The following is an 18,016-nucleotide window of genomic DNA, read 5'->3' as shown; positions in this document are numbered from 1 at the left end:
CCAGATCGCGCCGTAGTCACTGGAATAGACAGCCTTGCTCACCATTCAGGTGCCATGCAACCGGTTGGACGCTGAAAGCGTTACAACCGCTGATCCAAACGGAGGCTTCGTTGGCCAAGCTGGACCCTCTGAATACATCGCGCTACTGGCATGTGCCCGGCATGCCGGGCATGGACATGCTGCATGCGGACTTCACGACGCATGAATACGCGCCCCACGTGCACCATTCCTTCGTGATCGCGGTCACCGAGGTTGGAGGCGCCGAATTCAAGAGCCGCGGCCGCACGGGCATTGCCAATCAGCAGGCGCTCCTCGTCTTCAACCCGGCCGAACCCCATTCGGGCCGCATGGGCGGCAGTGCCCGATGGCGGTACCGCGCCCTCTATCTGGCCGAGCCGGGCATCAGGCATCTGATGACGACACTGGGCATCGATCAGACCCGGTACTTCGGATCGAACATCTATTGCGACCAGGAGCTCATCGGCAGCTTTCTGGAGCTTCATCGCGCCTACGACGGAAACAGCGATCAATGGGACCCTCTACGGCAGCAGGAGTTGTTCGTACATAGCTTCGGAACGCTCTTCCAGAGCCACGCACAGCCGGGACAACGCGTGCTCCCGGTGCCGGCAGATGCCAACGTGCTCGCGCCAGTGCTGGAACTGCTGCGCGACTCTTTTGCAGAGCGATTGACCCTCGAGCAGATGGCGGCGGCCGCCGACCTGACGCCCTTTCAGCTGATCGGCGCATTCAACCGCACGATCGGATTGACGCCCCACACGTACCTCACGCAGCTGCGGCTCAGGGCCGCCATCAGTCACCTCACTGCCGGCCGGCCGCTGATCGAAGCCGCTGTTGCGAGCGGCTTTTACGACCAGAGCGCGCTCACCAGGCACTTCAAGCGCACCTTCGGCATGACGCCTCTCCAGTACGTCCGCGCCCGGACCTGCTGAGAAGCCGCTCCCCCCGCCCTCGAGCCATGCGCTGAGGGCCTTCTTTCCTCCGCTTCTTGTTTCCGCTCGGCTCGCGCGGAATTCGGATTCGTCTTTTTGGCGCGATTGCTTCCGGCCGCAATTTTTACCAATACGGGTTTCTCCGCGCTGACTATCGTGCAACTAAATGGTTTCGACCAGCGCAAAGTAATCAGTTCGTTTTCAATAGTGTTTAACCCACAGGTGACCCATGCAAAATGTTGATCGCGGCATTACTGGTTCCTCCCTCGCAGGCTCCGCAATCCTGCTGGAAATAGGTGCAGAGTACGGAATCATTGAATTTCTCCAGAAATCGCCGGTCGTGGACGCTGCAACGGCGTCCCGATCCTGCGGAATCAAGGAATCGGTGATTTCCGCCTACCTCGACTCCCTGAGCAAGGCCGGAATCATCGAGGTGTTGGATGAAAAAGCACCCGCCACCTACAAGGCCGGCAGCAATTTCGACGAATTGATCAATGAAGTCGGATATCTTTCCTGGGCGCTCCGCGCTTGCGCCCCCTTGATCAACAACGCGAAAGAATTTTCGGAAAACAACGAAGAAGCTCAACTCAAATACCCGCGCAGCGGAGGTCTGGTCGCCCGCACATCGAAATGGATGGGAGAAAAATCCTTCTATCCGCAGCCGGAAAACGCCATCGTCGCGATGGCACCAAAGAAAATCGTAGATCTTGGATCAGGCTCCGGAGGGTTCCTGATCCGCATGCTCAGGAAAATTCCGGGCTCAAAAGGCGTTGGAATTGATCTGAGCGCGTCGGCCACCGAACAGGCCGTTCGCGCAGCCAGTGAAGCGGGAATGAGCGACAGGCTCCAGTTCGTGACTGCCCCCATCCAGATCCTCACGGAAGATGCCTCTCTCATCAGGGACGCGGACATCATCCACGCAGGATTTGTCATGCACGATCTTCTTCCCGCCGAAGAAGAAACGCTCGACTCGTTGCTGCGTGCCTGCTGCGCCAATGCAATCAAGGGCACGCTGATCATCGTCGATGCGATTCCTGTTGCTCAATCCGGCTGGGAAAAGCCGTTCGCCGCGGCATTCAATCATCTGCACAATCATTTCATGTCCAGAAAGCTTCTCAGTGAAGATGAATGGACTGAAAAATTGTTCCGCACGGGCTTTTCCAATGTGCGGGTCGAAATACTTGATCACCCTGGAGGGCGAATGTTGATGGCCAGTAAATAATTGAATTTTCACGGCATTTTTTAACCAACTGTAATTAGGAGCACGAAATGAGCGTTACCATTTCCGATCTGGTTGAGAGAGTTAAAAGTCATCGTTGCTATTCCCACCCGATTTTCAAGAATTGGGTAAAGATCGAACCGGAGCCTCCTGTTGTGGGAGCCCTTTTCCACCAGATCCAGAGCTTCTGCGCGTCCACGCGTCCCGGATGGAGCTTTCCGGATGCGCTCAAGGAGCACGGGCTGCACAGGCAGAGCGAGCTGCTGGAAGAAATCGTCGAGAGCGAATCTGGCCACGGTCCTGAACTGGCGACGATGGCGGGATACATCGTCAACCAGTCGGCCGAAAAGCCCGTGTTTGCAGACCTCTACAACCAGGAGAAGGTCGAAGCGAAGCTCAAGGACTTTTCCAACCAGTTGCTCGGCTCCCTGCCCGGCTACGACATGGACACCGGGTTGACCGCGCAAGTCCGCAAGGCCATCGGTGTCTTCGATCACCGCAAGATGACGGACATCGAAAACACCTACCGGAATCTCGGCACCACGCTGGCGCTGGAAATGATCTCCAACCAGCAATTGATTCCGGGCGAAAAGTATTGCCTGGTGGACAGCGGCATCTACAACGCCGACCTCGAAGTGCCTGAAATGCACTACCTGCTGGAGCACTGGGGCGAAGTCGGCGCCGAGCAGCACCACGAGCAAAACGCCCGCACCGCGGTCGAACTCGCCTTGAAAACCGAATACGCCCACTTGGTCATCGAAGGCGCGGACGATTTTCTCGATTCGCTGACCGGTCTCTGGGACGTTCTGGATGCGGCATTGCTGCAATCCGGTGTCGCCGCAGAGCAGAGAAAAGTGGCTTACGTATAACGGCGGCCCCAAGCCTGGTTGTCATATGGTCGCCTATCTGATTGGCCGGATGTCCATTGTGGACCCGGATCAATACAACCAATACAAGCAACTCACGCCCGGGATCATAGAAAAGTTCGGAGGCAGGTTTCTGACGCGGGGAGGCGAGCGCATGCATTTGGAAGGCGCTCTGGATGATCGGCGCGTGGTTCTTGTCGAATTCAAATCTGCCGATGCGGCGAGAAAATTCTACGAATCGCCGGAATACACTTTTGCAAAGGAATTGCGAAAGGGTGCTGCAGCCGATATGCAGCTCATGGTGATCGAGGGATTTGAATAGCGATAGCTCTTCGCCATGCCCTTTTGATGCTTTAAAAAACAAACTGGCTGGCACGACCGATGGAGACCCGGTCGTGCCGGAACGAAATATGACAACTATTGCCCTACCTGTTGCTTCAAAAAGCAAAAACTTCTTTTCTTTCGTTGCGCTTCTGCTTGGCGCGGCGGCGTTGGCGCTGGGCGGCGTTTTTCTTCGCCACAGCGAATTGCCTCCGACCGCGAGCGCGGTCTATCGGGTTGCGCTGGCAATTCCGATTTTCTTTCTGCTCGACATGCTTGCGGCAAGAGCCGAGCCCGTGCGCACGACCGGCTCGCCCGCTGAAAAAATGCCGGCCATTCCGATCAAGCTAATTCTTGTCGGATTCATCTTTTCCGGAAATCTGGCGCTTTATCACTGGTCGATGACGCTGACCACGCTGGCCAATTCCAATCTTCTGGCCAACCTTGCCCCGATCTTCGTGGTGCTTGGGTCCAACCTGTTTCTGGGGAAGAAATTCAAGCCCGGCTTCCTGTTCGGAATGCTGTTTGCGCTGGCCGGCGCATTTATCCTGATCGGGCATCGGCTGGATTTTGGTTCGACCTACATGGCAGGAAATCTGTTAGGCCTTTTGACCGCAGTTTTTTATGGCTCGTATCTTCTGGCAGTCAGCCTCGTGCGCTCGAACTATCGAACGATGACTGTCATGGCGTGGAGCAGCGTCGGTACGTTGATCATTCTCCTGCCCATCACGATCCTGCGCGGCGAGTCGCTTGTTCCGCACACGATCAACGGAATGCTGATGCTGCTGGCCTTGGCTGTCGTGTCACATGTCGGAGGCCAGGGCCTCATTGCCTATGCGCTGGCCAAGCTCCCGGCCGCGCTTTCTTCAATCACCCTGCTGATACAGCCTGTCATTGCAACCGTGCTCGGCGCCTATCTGTTCCACGAATATCTGAGCGCCACCGAGTTTGCGGGGGCCGTGATCATTCTGATCGGCATCGTTACCGCACGACGATTTTCATAAGTGTTTCGCCAACCGAGGAATTCATGTCTCCTTATCTCTGCCATATCGAACCCGATTGCTTTCAATTCGAAGCCAATGTCATAGCGCGCCGCCCGAATGCGGTTCTTCTCGACCGGTCTTTCTTCTATCCGGGCGGTGGCGGGCAATTGGCGGATCGCGGCACGCTGCAATGGAATGGTGGCGAAATCAAGATCGGCCGGGTCGAAACGGAGGGTCGCAATGCGTGGCACATCTTCGACGAAGCTGAAACCGCCTCCATTCCCGGCGACAAGGTCGTCGCCAAAGTGGATCAGGATTTCCGCTTCATGATGAGCCAATTGCACACGGGCCTGCACATCCTCAATGCGCTCGTCTATCAGCGCTTCGAGGGCTCGCTGGTAACGGGCGTGCAAATGGCGGCCGACGGCACGGCCCGCATCGACTTCGACTTGCCCGCGGCCGACAACAACGAGTTGCGCAAGCTCGAGCCAGAGCTCAACACCCTCATCTCCGACGGGCTGCAGGTGAATGCGGTGTACCTCGACGCCGCCGGACTCTCGCGCGAACCTGGGGTGCTACGCAGCCGGTCCGTAGCACCGCCGAGCCAGGACGACGGCACCACGCGCATCATCGAAATCGTGGGACTCGACCGGCAAGCCTGCGGTGGAACGCATCTTTCGAAGACTTCGCAATCGGCACCGTTGCGCATCCTGAAGATCGAGAACAAGGGGCAGCACAACCGGAGGATCCGGATCGGCCTGGTCAAATAAGACGAGCGAGCCATGCCGCCCGTTGAACCGCCCCCCTCGCGCCCTCTGCCCGAGGGCTTTTTGCCTCCGAACTGCACGTTCTCCGAGCAAGACTGGCCGGTTCTGGCCAGGCAATGGTTTCCAGTCTCACGTGTCGACGAGGTGCCGGCAAAGCCGAGGCAGGTGATCTTGCTGAATCTGCGGTTGGCCATCTATCGCATGCCGGATGGCATTCGCATCGGCCGGGACATGTGCCCGCACCGCGGACTGCCATTGAGCACGGGGCGCATCGAAGACGACGAACTGGTCTGCGCTTACCACGGCCTCCGCTACGGGTCCGATGGGCAATGCCGCAAGGCTCCGGAGAAGCTTGCACTCAAGACGGTGGAATGCTTCAGGATCACGATGTTTCCTGCTGTTGAACGCCATGGCCTTGTCTGGACTTGCCTGATCCCCCAAGGCGAGCCGGGAATACCGGATATTCATTCGACGATCGAAGCCTCCGATCCGGAGCGTCCGGCATCGCCAATCAAACTTCAATATGAAGATTGGATGAGCTCGGCCAAATTCGAATTTTCCGGCGGTGAAATAACAATCGACTCCGAGCATCACCGGTCGCTGCAGGATCTCGCGCTGAACGAGTACCAAAGGCTGTTCAGCGAGATGGGATTGATCACGACAGCGCCCGCATTGCAGCCGTCCCGCGCCTGATCTTGCGGCGCCAAATTTTCACCAATATCACCGCGTCTCCCGATGTCATGCTGTGCCCAACAGCGAGGCCATCACATGACGCAATCATTCCGCCAAGCAAGCCCTGAAGTTCTGTCGCTCACCGATGCGGTGCTCGACGTTCCTCCAGTAGAGCTATCGCTATATCTACACCGCTTGCTGCTGTTTCTAGCCTGCACTCCCGGGCATTGATGCGGCAGCGGCCCTGGAGCAGGCCGCGTCCGCATTCGTTCACATCGAAACTCAAAAAACAGATAAGTAAATGACCGTCTTCTCTACCGAGTCTTTTGCGGACCATGAACAGGTGGTCTTCGTATCCGACGATCGGGTCGGGCTTCGGGCCATCATCGCCATTCACAGCACCCGGCTCGGGCCGGCCCTGGGCGGATGCCGCATGTATCCCTACGCTGACGAAGCTTCCGCCCTGCGCGACGTGCTTCGCCTGTCGCGTGGAATGACTTTCAAGGCCGCGGCCGCGGGACTCGGCCTGGGCGGTGGAAAGTCGGTGATCCTCGGCGACCCGCGCAAGAGCAAGACGCCCGAACTGCTGCGGGCGTTGGGCGTGGCGGTCAACCGCCTGGGCGGCCGCTACATCACCGCCGAGGACGTGGGCACCACTGTCGCCGACTTCGCCTGGGTGCGACAAAACACCCGGCACGTGGTCGGGTTGCCGGAAGAACTGGGAGGCACCGGAGATCCTTCGCCGACCACGGCACTGGGCGTCTATCACGGCATCGTGGCCAGCGTCGCGCATCGGCTGGACCGCGACCTGCGTGGGCTGACGGTGGCGGTGCAAGGCCTGGGCAACGTCGGCTGGAACCTGTGCCGGTTGCTCGCCGGCGCGGGGGCACGCCTCACGGTATCCGACGTCGATGCGGCGCTCGCGCGCAAGGCCTGCGCCGAGTTCGATGCGCAGGCGGTCGAGCCCGACGAGATCTATGCCGTTCAGGCCGACGTGTTCTCTCCTTGCGCGATGGGCGCCGTCGTGAACGATCGAACCCTGCCGCAGATGAAGTTCCGGGTGATCGCCGGCGGCGCCAACAACCAGCTGGCCGGCGACGAACATGGCAGGCAGTTGCGCGACAAGGAAATCCTGTACGCGCCGGACTTCGTGATCAACGCGGGCGGCCTGATCCGCGTGGCGTCGGAGCACGAGGGTTTCAATTCCACAAAAGTGGATTCGCAGGTGAAAGCCATCGGCGCCACCCTGCAGAGGATCTTCGAACTCGCCGGGCGCACCGGCACACCGACCCAATCCGCGGCCATGCAACTCGTGCAGGAGCGGCTCGGCGGCGGCAACTCCGGCAGAAGCTCGAGCAACGGCAACAACAACGCCAGCAATGCCCTGGCCGAGCGTGTCGCATGACCACCATCGAGATCCTCAGAACCCTGGTGGCATTCGATACGACCTCGCATCGCTCGAACCTCGACCTGATCCACTGGATCGCCGACTACCTCGCGGGACACCGGGTGAAAGTGCACCTGGTGCACAGCGAGGACAAGCGGAAGGCGAACCTGCTCGCCAGCATCGGCCCCGACATGGCGGGCGGCATGGTGCTCTCCGGGCACAGCGACGTGGTGCCCGTGACCGACCAGAACTGGAGCGCCAATCCCTTCACGCTGGTCGAACGCGACGGCCGCTTCCACGGCCGCGGCGCGGCGGACATGAAGGGCTTCATCGCCGCCTGCCTGTCGGCCGTGCCTGCCTGGCAGCGGCGCCCCTTGGGCCGTCCGATCCACCTTGCTTTCTCCTATGACGAAGAGATCGGGTGCCTCGGCGTTCCGGAGCTCGTGAACCGCTTGAAGACGCAAGTGGAAGCCCCCGCGCTGGCCATCATCGGCGAGCCGACCGAGATGCGGATCGGCGTCAGGCACCGGGGTTTCTTCGGGCACAGGGCGCTCTTCAGCGGGCTTCCCGCGCATTCGAGCGACCCGTCGCTCGGCGCCAGCGCGATCGAGCCCGCCGCCTACCTGGTCACCTGCCTGGCCGGGCTGCGACGCAGCTTTGCCAGCCGGGGTGGCGAGGCCACCATCAACATCGGCCGGATCGACGGGGGCACCGCCATCAACATCGTGCCGGGGTGCTGCGAGGTCTTGTGGGAGTTTCGTCCGCAAGATGAAGCGGCGGCGGAACTCGTGCGCGATACGGTCCGGGATGCGCTGATGGACCTTCCCCTTGGCGTCACGGTCGAGGCGGTGCAGGTAGCGGGCGTGCCGGCGCTGTCGGCACACGACAACGACGCTGCGGTCTCGGTCGCGCGCGAACTCGGCGCACTCTGGCCGGAGGCAGACCTGCCGTTCGGCACCGAAGCGGGCTTCTTCCAGCAGGTCGGCATTTCAACGGTGGTATGCGGCCCCGGCTCCATCGCGCAGGCCCATCAGCCGGACGAATGGATCTCCGCAGCCCAGCTGCAGGCGGCCGATCGCTTCATGCAATCGGCCGGCGCATGGGCGCTCGCCGAAGCCGATGTCTCACCCGCCCCCTCTCTCAAGACAGCATGAAAAACCTCGACGCAGCCACGGTGGCTGATGCCACCAGCGCCTTCGGCACCCTCACCTCCAACGAGCCCCACGATGCAACGCGCCGGATGATTCCCGCGGCGGTCATCGGCAACACGCTCGAGTGGTTCGACTTTGCCGTCTACGGTTTCTTCGCGATCACTATTTCCAAACTGTTCTTCCCCACGGGCGACGAAACCTCTTCGCTGTTGCTGACCGTGGCGACCTTCGGCGTGGGCTTCGTGATGCGGCCGATCGGTGCTGTGATTCTTGGCGCGCTCGGCGACACACATGGGCGCAAAGCCGCGTTGTCGACAACGATCCTGCTGATGGCGCTTGGAACGGCAATGATCGGCCTGGCGCCGACGTACGCCGATGCGGGCCTCTGGGCGCCCGCGTGGATCGTGCTGGCGAGGCTGATCCAGGGCTTCTCCGCCGGCGGCGAGGTCGGAGGGGCGACGGCGTTTCTCGTCGAGCACGCGCCGAAAGATCGCAAGGGCTACTTCGCAAGCTGGCAGCAGGCGAGCCAGGCCGGTGCACTCCTGCTCGGTTCGCTCTTTGGCGCGACGCTGACGGGGGTTCTGAGCCCCCAGCAACTGGAAGCGTGGGGCTGGCGGATTCCGTTTCTGTTCGGCCTGGTCATCGGCCCGGTGGGCTGGTACATCCGCGCCAAGACGCGAGAACCCGCAACCTTCGAGCGGGCCAAGGCAGCCAACCAACAGGCGTCTCCGCTGAGGCAGGTGATGGGCTCCTACCGCAAGGAAATCGTCGCCGGGTTCGGCGTCACCATCGTGTGGACGGTGTGCACGTATTTCTTTCTGGTCTACATGCCGACGTACGCCGTGCGCACGCTGAAGCTGCCGCAGAGCGCATCGCTGTGGGCAAATGGCGCCGGGCTCCTGGTGCTGGTTGTGCTGGCGCCGGTTTTCGGCGGGCTGTCGGACCGGATCGGACGCCGGCCGCTGCTGGTCGGGTTTGCTGCCGCGATCCTCGTGCTGGCCTATCCGGCGCTCTGGCTGCTCACGGCCTTTCCGAGTGCCGCGACCTTGACGGCTATGCTGATCGTCTTTGCCGTGCTGATCGCCGGGTTCACCGGCCCCGCTCCCGCCGCCATGGCCGAGCTCTATCCACCGCAGGTGAGGTCCACGGGGCTTTCGATTGCGTACAACTTTGCTGTCACGATCTTCGGCGGCTTCGCGCCGTTCATTGCCACGGCGCTGATCGCCCGGACCGGGAGCCCGCTCGCCCCTGCGTGGTACGTGATGTTCGCCGCGGCCGCCAGCCTGGTGGCGCTCCTGGTCGGAGGTTCGGCTCTGCGCAGCAAGGCTTAGTGCCAAAGTTCTTTTCTGCCATGGGCTCGGACAGAAAAAAGCCCCTGTAGTCTCACAACTACAGGGGCTTTTGTCTTGGCGGAACCGGAGGGATTCGAACCCTCGATGAGGCTCTACACCCCATACTCCCTTAGCAGGGGAGCACCTTCGGCCACTCGGTCACAGTTCCTGAAAGAAGCCGAGATTATGCCATCACTTAAGCGCTCGGTTGGTCGAGATCGAACGCTTTATGCAACGCTCGCACGGCCAGTTCCATATATTTTTCGTCGATCACGACCGAGGTCTTGATTTCGCTGGTCGAGATCATCTGGATGTTGATGCCCTCTTCGCTCAGCACGCGGAACATCTTGCTCGCCACGCCCACGTGGCTGCGCATGCCGATGCCGACGATGCTGACCTTGCAGATCTTCGTGTCGCCGACGATTTCGGTCGCGCCCAGCGAGGGCATGACCTTCGACTGCAGCAGGTCGATCGTCTTCGCGTACTCGTTGCGATGCACGGTGAAGCTGAAATCGGTCTTGCCGTCCTTGCTGAGGTTCTGGATGATCACGTCGACTTCGATGTTGGCGTCTGCCACAGCACCGAGGATGTGATACGCGATGCCGGGCTTGTCGGGCACGCCGAGCACCGAGATCTTGGCTTCGTCGCGGTTGAATGCGATGCCGGATACGACGGCTTGTTCCATGTTTTCGTCTTCCTCGAAAGTGATCAGCGTGCCGGACTTGGCCTCTTCATTGATGTCGATGTCCCACGGCGTGAAGCTCGAAAGCACACGCAGCGGCACCTTGTACTTGCCGGCGAATTCCACCGAGCGGATTTGCAGCACCTTGGAGCCCAGGCTCGCCATTTCGAGCATCTCTTCGAAGCTCACGGTCGTCAGGCGACGCGCATCGGGCTCGACGCGCGGGTCGGTCGTGTAGACGCCGTCGACGTCGGTGTAGATCAGGCATTCGTGCGCCTTCATGGCCGCGGCGATGGCCACGGCCGAGGTGTCACTGCCGCCACGGCCCAGCGTGGTGATGTTGCCGTCGTCGTCCACGCCCTGGAAGCCGGTAATGACCACCACCTTGCCGGCGTTCAGGTCGGCCATCACGCGCTCGTCGTCGATGCTTTCGATGCGGGCCTTGGTGTACGAGTTGTCGGTGCGAACCGACACCTGCCAGCCCGCATAGCTCACGGACTCGACGCCCTCGGCCTGCAGCGCAATAGCCAGCAGCGCCGACGACGCCTGCTCGCCGGTCGAGGCCAGCATGTCGAGCTCGCGGTTGTGGGCCACGCCGGGTTTGCTGGGCGCCAGTTCCTTGGCCAGGCCGAGCAGGCGGTTGGTCTCGCCGCTCATGGCACTCGGAACCACGATCATCTGGTGGCCTGCGCGCGCCCACTTGGCGACGCGCTTGGCGACATTCTTGATGCGCTCGGTCGAGCCCATCGACGTACCGCCGTATTTGTGAACGATCAATGCCATGGGTGAAATCAGAGAAAAGGAAAGGGCCGCTTGAAAGGCGGCGCCCTGCAAGCTGTCAGAGCAAAGTCTTTGGCGAGGGCGGGGCATTGTACCAATGCAGGAAATCGCCCTGCCGCTGGACAAAACCGGCGGCCACCTTGAGGTGGATGCGGTGGCCCCGCGTGGTGCAGGCACGGACCTGGTCCAGCAGCTGGTCGAGCTGCGCAGCGCTGGGGGCGCAGCCATGCGATTGCATCAGCCAGTGGCGCAGCACGTTGGCCTGGCGGGCACGCGACAGCGTCTGCAGCGTCGCAATGCGCGGCGGGTCGCCCACGGCGTCCAGGTCTTGCGCCGCCAGCTCGCTCAACAACTGCTGCGCCTGCGCGGCGTGGCCGGCGCTTCGCGCAAAGGTGGCGCGGAACTGCGGAAATGCTTGCTCCAGCGCGGGCAGCAGCACGGAGCGGATTTTGTTGCGGGTGTAGCGCGCGTCGTCGTTGGTCGGGTCTTCGATCCACGGCAGATCGCGGCCGGCCAGCCATTCACGGATATCGGCGCCGGCAACCGCGAGCAGCGGCCGGTAGATGTCGAGCCCGTGGCGTTGCGCATGCACTGGCATGGCCGCCAGCCCCGGCAGCCCCGCGCCGCGAGACAGCGCCAGCAGCAGGGTTTCGACCTGGTCGTCGGCATGGTGCCCCAGCGCTATGGATTTGATAGCCGCCCTCGCCCCATTAGCGCGCGCCATCTCGGCAAACGCCCCATAGCGAGCACGGCGGGCCGCGTCTTCAGGGCTGTCGCCGGGCCCATGCCGGGCATCGACGCGATGAACGACCAGCGGCACGGCCATGCGCTCGCACACCACACGGCAATGCTGCTCGAAGCCGTCGGCCGCAGCCTGCAGCCCGTGATGCACATGAAAGGCAAGCACCTGCCCCGGCCAGCGCGCCGCGCAGGTGGCCAGCAAGGCGGTTGAATCGGCACCGCCGCTGAACCCCACCGCCAGCGGCCAATGCGCCGGCTCGAACGCGGCAATGGCGCGTTCGAAAGCGGAGTTCATGACAGCGCCTGCGCGTTATCTGCCGGTGTCGGCCTTGGTGTCGTTGAAGCGGCCGTAGCTCTGCAGGCGCTCGTAGCGGCGCTCCAGCAACTCCTTCGGCTTCAGGTCGCTGACCTGGCGGAAGGCATCATTGAGCGCGCGCTTGAGAAACGCAGCCATCTGGCGATGGTCGCGATGCGCGCCGCCTACGGGCTCGTTCACGATCTTGTCGACCAAACCCAGCGCCTTCAGGCGGTGCGCGGTAATGCCCAGCGCATCGGCCGCTTCCTGCGCCTTTTCGCTGGTCTTCCACAGGATGGAAGCGCAGCCTTCGGGGCTGATCACGGAATAGATCGAGTACTGCAGCATCAGCAGCTGGTCGCCGACCGAGATGGCCAGCGCGCCGCCGGAGCCACCTTCGCCGATGATGGTGACGATGATCGGCACTTCGAGCTGCGCCATCTCGAAGATGTTGCGGCCGATGGCTTCCGACTGGCCGCGCTCTTCGGCGTCGATGCCGGGGTACGCGCCGGGGGTGTCCACGAAGGTGAACACCGGCAGCTTGAATTTCTCGGCCGTCTTCATCAGGCGCAAGGCCTTGCGGTAGCCCTCGGGCTTGCTCATGCCGAAGTTGCGCGCGGTACGCTCCTTCGTGTCGCGGCCCTTCTGGTGGCCGAGCACCATGCAGGGCACGCCGTTGAAGCGCGCGAGGCCGCCCACGATCGACAGGTCGTCCGAGAAATGCCGGTCGCCGTGCAGTTCGACGAAATCGGTGAAGATTTCGTTGACGTAGTCGAGCGTGTAGGGGCGCTCCGGATGCCGTGCGATCTTGGTGATCTGCCAGGGCGTCAGGTCGCTGTAGATGTCCTTGGTGAGCTGCTGGCTTTTCTTGCCGAGCTGATCGATTTCTTCAGAGATGTCGACCGCGGATTCGGTCTGCACATAGCGCAATTCTTCGATCTTTGTTTCGAGTTCAGCAATGGGCTGCTCGAAGTCGAGGAAGGTTCGTTTCGCCAACGTCTTCTCCTGTTGTTCAGTACGCGACTGGAACCGGGTCCAGCGATCGCCAAATATACCAAGTCGCCACGCTGCAATATGGTGCCCAGGCCACGGCGACGTCGCGGGCATCGCTTCGGCTGACCGGATCGCCCGAAAAATAATTGACGCTGATGCCGTTGAGCAGCCCCAGGTCGTCTACAGGCAGCACGTTCGGGCGCATCAGGTGAAAGATGAGGAACATCTCGGCCGTCCAGCGGCCGATGCCGCGAATGGCCACGAGTTCTTCGATGATGAGCTCGTCCGACATGTCCTTCCACGCATCGACGTGGACCATGCCCGAATCGAAATGCAGGGCTAGGTCGACCAGGTACTCGATCTTGCGCGCCGACAGCCCCGCCCCGCGCATGTCGTCGACCTTGAGCTTGAGCACGTTGGCCGGCGTCAGCTTGCGCGGCAGCGCGGCAAACTTGTCCCAGACCGACTGCGCGGCCTTCACCGAGATCTGCTGGCCCACGACGCTGCGAGCGAGCGTGGTGAACGCATCACCGCGCGATTCGAGACACGCGTCGCCGAACTTCGGAATCAGCCGCTTCATGACGCGGTCTTTCCGCGAGAGGTGCTTGCATGCCTCTTCCCAATAGTCCGGCGTGTAGATCTGAACGCTGGTCTTCTTGCTGGCGGGCATGGGGTTCGTCGTTCCGTTCACTGCGCAGCCGCCCAGGTCGTGCCCGTGGGCGAATCCTTGAGCACGATGCCCTGCTCGAGGAGTTCCTGGCGAATGCGATCGGCTTCGGCGAAGTTCTTCGCGGCCTTGGCGGCGGCGCGCTCCGCGATACGGGCCTGGATGGCCGCGTCGTCCAGCGTGCTGCCGGCCTGCAGGAAGGCCCGCGGGTCGCCCTGCAGCAGACCCAGCGAGCCGGCCAGCGCCTTCAGCAAGCCGGCGATCTCGGCGGACTTTGTGCGGTTGACCTCGCCAGCCAGCTCGAACAGCACGGCGATGGCTTCGGGCGTGCCGAAGTCCTCGTCCATGGCGGCCTTGAAGCGCGCCGCATGGGGATCGGCCCAGTCGACGGCCACGTCGGCCGGGGCAACAAGGTCGAGCGCGGTGTACAGGCGCTTGAGCGAATTGCGCGCGTCGTCGAGGTGCGCATCGCTGTAGTTGAGCGCGCTGCGGTAATGCGTGCGCACCAGGAAGAAGCGCAGGCTCTCGGCGTCGTACTTCTGCAGCACTTCGCGGATGGTGAAGAAGTTGCCCAGGCTCTTGGACATCTTCTCGTTGTCCACGCGCACGAAGCCGTTGTGCACCCAGAAGCGCGACAGCGGCTTGCCGTTGGCGCCTTCGCTCTGGGCGATTTCGTTCTCGTGGTGCGGGAACTGGAGGTCCGCCCCGCCGCCGTGGATGTCGAAGGTCTCGCCCAGGGTGGCGCAGCTCATGGCCGAGCACTCGATGTGCCACCCCGGCCGGCCTGTGCCGTAGGCACTTTCCCACTTGGCGTCGGCGGGCTCGGTCGGCTTGGCGGCCTTCCAGAGCACGAAGTCGAGTGGATCCTGCTTGCCGTCGAGCACGGCAACGCGCTCGCCCGCATGCAGCTCGTCGAGCGACTTGCCCGACAGCTTGCCGTAGCCCGGGAACTTGCGCACCGCGTAGTTGACGTCGCCGTTGTCCGAGCGGTAGGCCAGACCTTTTTGCTCCAGCTTCTCGATGATGCCGAGCATCTGCGGCACGTATTCGGTGGCGCGCGGCTCGATGGTGGGTGGCTCGATGCCGAGCGCGCCGATGTCCTCGTGCATGGCCGCGATCACCTCGTCGGTCAGCTGGCGGATGGTGATGCCGCGCTGCACGGAGCGGGCAATGATCTTGTCGTCGATGTCGGTGATGTTGCGCACGTAGGTCACGGCGTAGTCGCTGGCGCGCAGCCAGCGCTGCACCACATCGAACGCCATCATCATGCGGGCATGGCCGATGTGGCAGAAATCGTAGACCGTCATGCCGCAAACGTACATGCACACCTGTCCCGGTTGCAATGGGGAGAATTCCTCCAATTCACGCGACAGCGTGTTGTAGATGCGCAGACTCATGAGATTCGGAAAGCGTCGCTTCGCGCACGTACGGCACGGGCGAACGACGGTGTTTTTCAGGGGTGACGGGGACTGTGGTCGCGAGGGGTTGGACATGGCCCCTCGGCTACAATGAAACCAAGTATAAACGGCTGCCACCGCGCAGCGTTCGGGTGTTCCCCAAGCCCGCAAGCCTGCATCTCCCCCCATTTCCGCCGAGGCTTCATGAAGCACGCCGCATTCTCCAGACTCTCCATTGCCTTCGCACTGCTGTTCAGCCTGTGGGGCTCCGCCGTGCACGCCAACGAATACGACGACGTGAACGCGCTGCTGCGCCAGGGCAAGTCGAACGAAGCGCTCGCCAAGGCCGACACCTACATCGCCGGCAAGCCGCGCGACCCACAGATGCGCTTCCTGCGCGGCGTGATCCTCACCGAGCAGAACAAGCAGGCCGAGGCCATCACCGCCTTCACGCAGCTCACGCAAGATTTCCCCGAGCTCTCCGAGCCCTACAACAACCTGGCCGCGCTGTACGCTTCGCAAAGCAAGTTCGACCAGGCGCGCAACGCCCTCGAGCAAGCCCTCAAGCTCAATCCGAACTACGCCACGGCACACGAGAACCTCGGCGACGTGTACGCCCGCCTCGCGGCGCAGGAATACGTGCGCGCGCAGCAGTTCGCCAGCACCAACGCCAGCGTCGCGCCCAAGCTCGCGCTGATCCGCCAGATCTTCAGCTCGAAGGCCGAAGCCGAAGCGGCCGCCCTGCCCGCGCCGCCGGTGGTCATCCGCAAGCCGGTCGGCCGCACCAGCAAGTAATCGCCGCCGGCATGGGCGCCCGCAGGGTGCCAGCCGCGCAGCCCCGTCCCTTCATCCGCACATGGAGCCCCGTTTGACGATCCACACCCTGTCCCGTTTCAGCCGCCGTAGCGCCCTCGTCCTGGCCGCCGCACTCACGTTCGCCGCCACGGGCTATGCACAAACGGCCGCGGCACCGCGCGTCAAGCTCGCCACCTCGGCCGGCGACATCGTGGTCGAGCTCGATGCAGCCAAGGCGCCCAAGTCGGTCGAGAACTTCCTGCAGTACGTCAAGGACAAGCACTACGACGGCACGGTGTTCCACCGCGTGATCGACGGCTTCATGATCCAGGGCGGCGGCTTCACGGCCGACCTGCAGCAAAAGCCCACGCGCGCGCCCATTCCGCTGGAAGCGAGCAACGGCCTGAAGAACGACAAGTACACGATCGCCATGGCCCGCACCGGCAATCCGAATTCCGCGACCTCGCAGTTCTTCATCAACGTGAAGAACAACGACTCGCTCAACGCGCCCAACCCCGACGGCTACGGCTACACCGTGTTCGGCAAGGTCGTTGCCGGCACCGACGTGGTCGACAAGATCCGCGCGGTGGCCACCGGCAACAAGGGCGGCATGCAGAACGTGCCGCTCGAAGCCGTCACCATCAAGTCCGCCACGCTGCTGGCGAAGTAATCCCTTTCCCCCTTTCTCAAGCAGGAGCCCTCATGAGCAACCCCCAAGTCGAACTGCATATCAAGAACTACGGCGTGATCACGCTCGAACTCGACGCCGCCAAGGCGCCGAAGTCGGTCGAGAACTTCGTCTCGTACGTGAAGAAGGGGCACTACGACAACACGGTGTTCCACCGCGTGATCCCCGGCTTCATGGTGCAAGGCGGCGGTTTCGAGCCCGGCATGAAACAAAAGCCCACCGACGCCGAGATCCAGAACGAAGCCAACAACGGCCTGAAGAACGACAACTACACCGTGGCAATGGCCCGCACCAGCGCGCCCCACTCGGCCACCGCGCAGTTCTTCATCAACGTGTCCGACAACGGCTTCCTGAACCACACCGCACCTTCGGCCCAGGGCTGGGGCTATGCCGTGTTCGGCAAGGTCATCAACGGCACCGACGTGGTCGACAAGATCAAGGCCGTGAAGACGGGCCGCAAGGGTTTCCATGACGACGTGCCGCTCGAAGACGTGGTGATCGAAAAGGCCGTTGTCACCGCTGAATGACGAACAGGCGCGACGCGGCATGACGACTGTGGCGAACCCGGCTTTTACCGAGCTGGTGGCGCCGCCCGCGTGGCGCACCGTCGACCTGATTTCCGACCTGCACCTGCAGGCCGGCGAGCCCGCCACCTTCGAGGCCTGGCAGGGCTATCTGCAGACCACGCCTGCCGACGCACTGATCATCCTCGGCGATCTGTTCGAAGTGTGGGTCGGCGACGATTCGGCCACCCTCCCCGGCTTCGAGGCGCAGTGTGCCGACTTGCTGCGCCGCACCGCTCAGCGGCTGCCGGTGTTCTTCATGCACGGCAACCGTGACTTCCTCGTCGGCCCGGCGTTCGCGGCGCAATGCGGTCTCACGCTGCTCGACGACCCGACAGTGCTCGTGCTGCACGGCCAGCGCTGGCTGCTGAGCCACGGCGACATCCTCTGCCTGGAAGACACCGAGTACCTCAAGTTCCGCGCGCAGGTTCGCACGCCCGAGTGGCAGGCCGCGTTCCTCGCAAGGCCGCTGGAAGAGCGCCGCGCGCTCGCGCGCTCCATGCGCGTGCAGAGCGAAGACCGCAAGCGCAATCCGTCGACCGTCTGGGCCGATGTCGACACGGCCGCCGCACGCGAGTGGCTGCAACAGGCAAACGCCAGCACGCTGGTGCACGGCCACACGCATCGCCCCGCCGATCACGACATGGGCAACGGCCTGCGCCGCGTCGTGCTGAGCGACTGGGATGCTGCTGCCCATCCGCCGCGCGCGCAGCTGCTGTGCCTCTCCACCGCCGGCGCGCAGCGCGTCGATCTGCGCTAGCCGCGCCG

19 protein-coding genes and 1 tRNA gene are annotated in these 18,016 nt (G+C 62.6%); 14 read left to right on the top strand and 6 right to left on the bottom strand.

The features are described from left to right. Window positions 1-110: 110 nt before the first annotated feature. From BMW87_RS01645 to BMW87_RS01600, 10 genes are all read left to right on the top strand, one after another. Entirely contained in the window at window positions 111-950 is an 840-nt protein-coding gene (locus tag BMW87_RS01645) for an AraC family transcriptional regulator (protein ID WP_093073695.1), read from the top strand. A gap of 229 nt (window positions 951-1,179) precedes the next feature. After that, window positions 1,180-2,172 carry a class I SAM-dependent methyltransferase gene (locus BMW87_RS01640; protein ID WP_093073693.1) on the top strand — a complete coding sequence of 331 codons (993 nt, stop codon included), beginning with the start codon at window positions 1,180-1,182 and terminating at the stop codon, window positions 2,170-2,172. Between the two features lie 47 nt (window positions 2,173-2,219). Beyond that, window positions 2,220-3,038: a hypothetical protein gene (locus BMW87_RS01635; protein WP_093056417.1), complete on the top strand. Its 819-nt coding sequence runs from the start codon at window positions 2,220-2,222 to the stop codon at window positions 3,036-3,038. Between the two features lie 25 nt (window positions 3,039-3,063). Further along, the gene (locus BMW87_RS01630) at window positions 3,064-3,357 is read left to right on the top strand and encodes a DUF1330 domain-containing protein (protein WP_093073691.1); all 294 of its coding nucleotides are present in this window, start codon (window positions 3,064-3,066) and stop codon (window positions 3,355-3,357) included. Window positions 3,358-3,445: 88 nt separating this feature from the next. Next, window positions 3,446-4,360 carry a DMT family transporter gene (locus BMW87_RS01625; RefSeq protein ID WP_093073689.1) on the top strand — a complete coding sequence of 305 codons (915 nt, stop codon included), beginning with the start codon at window positions 3,446-3,448 and terminating at the stop codon, window positions 4,358-4,360. 23 nt (window positions 4,361-4,383) lie between these two features. After that, window positions 4,384-5,109, top strand: a complete 726-nt coding sequence (locus BMW87_RS01620) for an alanyl-tRNA editing protein (RefSeq protein ID WP_093073687.1) — start codon at window positions 4,384-4,386, stop codon at window positions 5,107-5,109. A 12-nt stretch (window positions 5,110-5,121) separates the two neighbouring features. Continuing rightward, window positions 5,122-5,799 carry a Rieske 2Fe-2S domain-containing protein gene (locus tag BMW87_RS01615; RefSeq protein ID WP_093073685.1) on the top strand — a complete coding sequence of 226 codons (678 nt, stop codon included), beginning with the start codon at window positions 5,122-5,124 and terminating at the stop codon, window positions 5,797-5,799. Window positions 5,800-6,079: 280 nt separating this feature from the next. After that, the gene (locus tag BMW87_RS01610) at window positions 6,080-7,183 is read left to right on the top strand and encodes a Leu/Phe/Val dehydrogenase (RefSeq protein ID WP_093073683.1); all 1,104 of its coding nucleotides are present in this window, start codon (window positions 6,080-6,082) and stop codon (window positions 7,181-7,183) included. Then, entirely contained in the window at window positions 7,180-8,319 is a 1,140-nt protein-coding gene (gene argE / locus BMW87_RS01605; protein WP_093073681.1) for an acetylornithine deacetylase, read from the top strand. The genes BMW87_RS01610 and argE overlap by 4 nt, the downstream gene beginning before the upstream one ends. Next, window positions 8,316-9,647 (top strand): MFS transporter, encoded by a 1,332-nt coding sequence (locus tag BMW87_RS01600; protein ID WP_093073679.1) that lies wholly within the window; start codon window positions 8,316-8,318, stop codon window positions 9,645-9,647. The genes argE and BMW87_RS01600 overlap by 4 nt, the downstream gene beginning before the upstream one ends. A 76-nt stretch (window positions 9,648-9,723) precedes the next feature. On the opposite strand, the gene BMW87_RS01595 is transcribed toward BMW87_RS01600, so the two are convergent. From BMW87_RS01595 to cysS, 6 genes are all read right to left on the bottom strand, one after another. Further along, a tRNA-Ser gene (locus tag BMW87_RS01595) sits at window positions 9,724-9,816 on the bottom strand. 27 nt (window positions 9,817-9,843) lie between these two features. After that, window positions 9,844-11,112: an aspartate kinase gene (locus BMW87_RS01590; RefSeq protein ID WP_093056409.1), complete on the bottom strand. Its 1,269-nt coding sequence runs from the start codon at window positions 11,110-11,112 to the stop codon at window positions 9,844-9,846. 55 nt (window positions 11,113-11,167) lie between these two features. Continuing rightward, the gene (gene tilS / locus BMW87_RS01585) at window positions 11,168-12,145 is read right to left on the bottom strand and encodes a tRNA lysidine(34) synthetase TilS (RefSeq protein WP_093073677.1); all 978 of its coding nucleotides are present in this window, start codon (window positions 12,143-12,145) and stop codon (window positions 11,168-11,170) included. Window positions 12,146-12,160: 15 nt separating this feature from the next. After that, window positions 12,161-13,141, bottom strand: coding sequence for an acetyl-CoA carboxylase carboxyltransferase subunit alpha (locus tag BMW87_RS01580; protein WP_093056407.1), 981 nt, complete (start codon window positions 13,139-13,141; stop codon window positions 12,161-12,163). A gap of 16 nt (window positions 13,142-13,157) precedes the next feature. Continuing rightward, complete coding sequence (locus BMW87_RS01575; protein ID WP_093056579.1) at window positions 13,158-13,808, bottom strand: DNA-3-methyladenine glycosylase family protein; 651 nt, start codon at window positions 13,806-13,808, stop codon at window positions 13,158-13,160. A 17-nt stretch (window positions 13,809-13,825) separates the two neighbouring features. Continuing rightward, the gene (gene cysS / locus BMW87_RS01570; RefSeq protein ID WP_093073675.1) at window positions 13,826-15,202 is read right to left on the bottom strand and encodes a cysteine--tRNA ligase; all 1,377 of its coding nucleotides are present in this window, start codon (window positions 15,200-15,202) and stop codon (window positions 13,826-13,828) included. Between the two features lie 204 nt (window positions 15,203-15,406). Here cysS and BMW87_RS01565 point away from each other — a divergent pair, with 204 nt between their 5' ends. The 4 genes from BMW87_RS01565 to BMW87_RS01550 all read left to right on the top strand — a co-directional run bounded on the left by BMW87_RS01565 (window position 15,407) and on the right by BMW87_RS01550 (window position 18,008). Further along, window positions 15,407-15,997 (top strand): tetratricopeptide repeat protein, encoded by a 591-nt coding sequence (locus tag BMW87_RS01565; RefSeq protein ID WP_093056405.1) that lies wholly within the window; start codon window positions 15,407-15,409, stop codon window positions 15,995-15,997. Between the two features lie 61 nt (window positions 15,998-16,058). After that, the gene (locus BMW87_RS01560) at window positions 16,059-16,667 is read left to right on the top strand and encodes a peptidylprolyl isomerase (protein ID WP_093073673.1); all 609 of its coding nucleotides are present in this window, start codon (window positions 16,059-16,061) and stop codon (window positions 16,665-16,667) included. 32 nt (window positions 16,668-16,699) lie between these two features. Then, window positions 16,700-17,212 carry a peptidylprolyl isomerase gene (locus tag BMW87_RS01555; RefSeq protein ID WP_093056403.1) on the top strand — a complete coding sequence of 171 codons (513 nt, stop codon included), beginning with the start codon at window positions 16,700-16,702 and terminating at the stop codon, window positions 17,210-17,212. A 19-nt stretch (window positions 17,213-17,231) separates the two neighbouring features. Next, window positions 17,232-18,008, top strand: a complete 777-nt coding sequence (locus BMW87_RS01550; RefSeq protein ID WP_093073671.1) for a UDP-2,3-diacylglucosamine diphosphatase — start codon at window positions 17,232-17,234, stop codon at window positions 18,006-18,008. Window positions 18,009-18,016 lie beyond the last annotated feature (8 nt).

Source organism: Variovorax sp. OV084, from assembly GCF_900111625.1.
In the GTDB taxonomy this organism is placed as follows: Bacteria; Pseudomonadota; Gammaproteobacteria; order Burkholderiales; family Burkholderiaceae_C; genus Variovorax.
Note: the sequence above shows the minus strand (reverse complement) of the source record. Positions and strands in the feature narration are given on the sequence as shown.

What these genes read in the sequence shown, in the direction of transcription:
- BMW87_RS01640 (WP_093073693.1), top strand. Translation starts at nt 1,180, where the DNA reads ATGCAAAATGTTGATCGCGGCATTACTGGTTCCTCCCTCGCAGGCTCC.
- BMW87_RS01635 (WP_093056417.1), top strand. Translation starts at nt 2,220, where the DNA reads ATGAGCGTTACCATTTCCGATCTGGTTGAGAGAGTTAAAAGTCATCGT.
- BMW87_RS01630 (WP_093073691.1), top strand. Translation starts at nt 3,064, where the DNA reads ATGGTCGCCTATCTGATTGGCCGGATGTCCATTGTGGACCCGGATCAA.
- BMW87_RS01625 (WP_093073689.1), top strand. Translation starts at nt 3,446, where the DNA reads ATGACAACTATTGCCCTACCTGTTGCTTCAAAAAGCAAAAACTTCTTT.
- BMW87_RS01620 (WP_093073687.1), top strand. Translation starts at nt 4,384, where the DNA reads ATGTCTCCTTATCTCTGCCATATCGAACCCGATTGCTTTCAATTCGAA.
- BMW87_RS01615 (WP_093073685.1), top strand. Translation starts at nt 5,122, where the DNA reads ATGCCGCCCGTTGAACCGCCCCCCTCGCGCCCTCTGCCCGAGGGCTTT.
- BMW87_RS01610 (WP_093073683.1), top strand. Translation starts at nt 6,080, where the DNA reads ATGACCGTCTTCTCTACCGAGTCTTTTGCGGACCATGAACAGGTGGTC.
- argE (WP_093073681.1), top strand. Translation starts at nt 7,180, where the DNA reads ATGACCACCATCGAGATCCTCAGAACCCTGGTGGCATTCGATACGACC.
- BMW87_RS01600 (WP_093073679.1), top strand. Translation starts at nt 8,316, where the DNA reads ATGAAAAACCTCGACGCAGCCACGGTGGCTGATGCCACCAGCGCCTTC.
- BMW87_RS01590 (WP_093056409.1), bottom strand. Translation starts at nt 11,112, where the DNA reads ATGGCATTGATCGTTCACAAATACGGCGGTACGTCGATGGGCTCGACC.
- tilS (WP_093073677.1), bottom strand. Translation starts at nt 12,145, where the DNA reads ATGAACTCCGCTTTCGAACGCGCCATTGCCGCGTTCGAGCCGGCGCAT.
- BMW87_RS01575 (WP_093056579.1), bottom strand. Translation starts at nt 13,808, where the DNA reads ATGCCCGCCAGCAAGAAGACCAGCGTTCAGATCTACACGCCGGACTAT.
- cysS (WP_093073675.1), bottom strand. Translation starts at nt 15,202, where the DNA reads ATGAGTCTGCGCATCTACAACACGCTGTCGCGTGAATTGGAGGAATTC.
- BMW87_RS01565 (WP_093056405.1), top strand. Translation starts at nt 15,407, where the DNA reads ATGAAGCACGCCGCATTCTCCAGACTCTCCATTGCCTTCGCACTGCTG.
- BMW87_RS01560 (WP_093073673.1), top strand. Translation starts at nt 16,059, where the DNA reads ATGGAGCCCCGTTTGACGATCCACACCCTGTCCCGTTTCAGCCGCCGT.
- BMW87_RS01555 (WP_093056403.1), top strand. Translation starts at nt 16,700, where the DNA reads ATGAGCAACCCCCAAGTCGAACTGCATATCAAGAACTACGGCGTGATC.
- BMW87_RS01550 (WP_093073671.1), top strand. Translation starts at nt 17,232, where the DNA reads ATGACGACTGTGGCGAACCCGGCTTTTACCGAGCTGGTGGCGCCGCCC.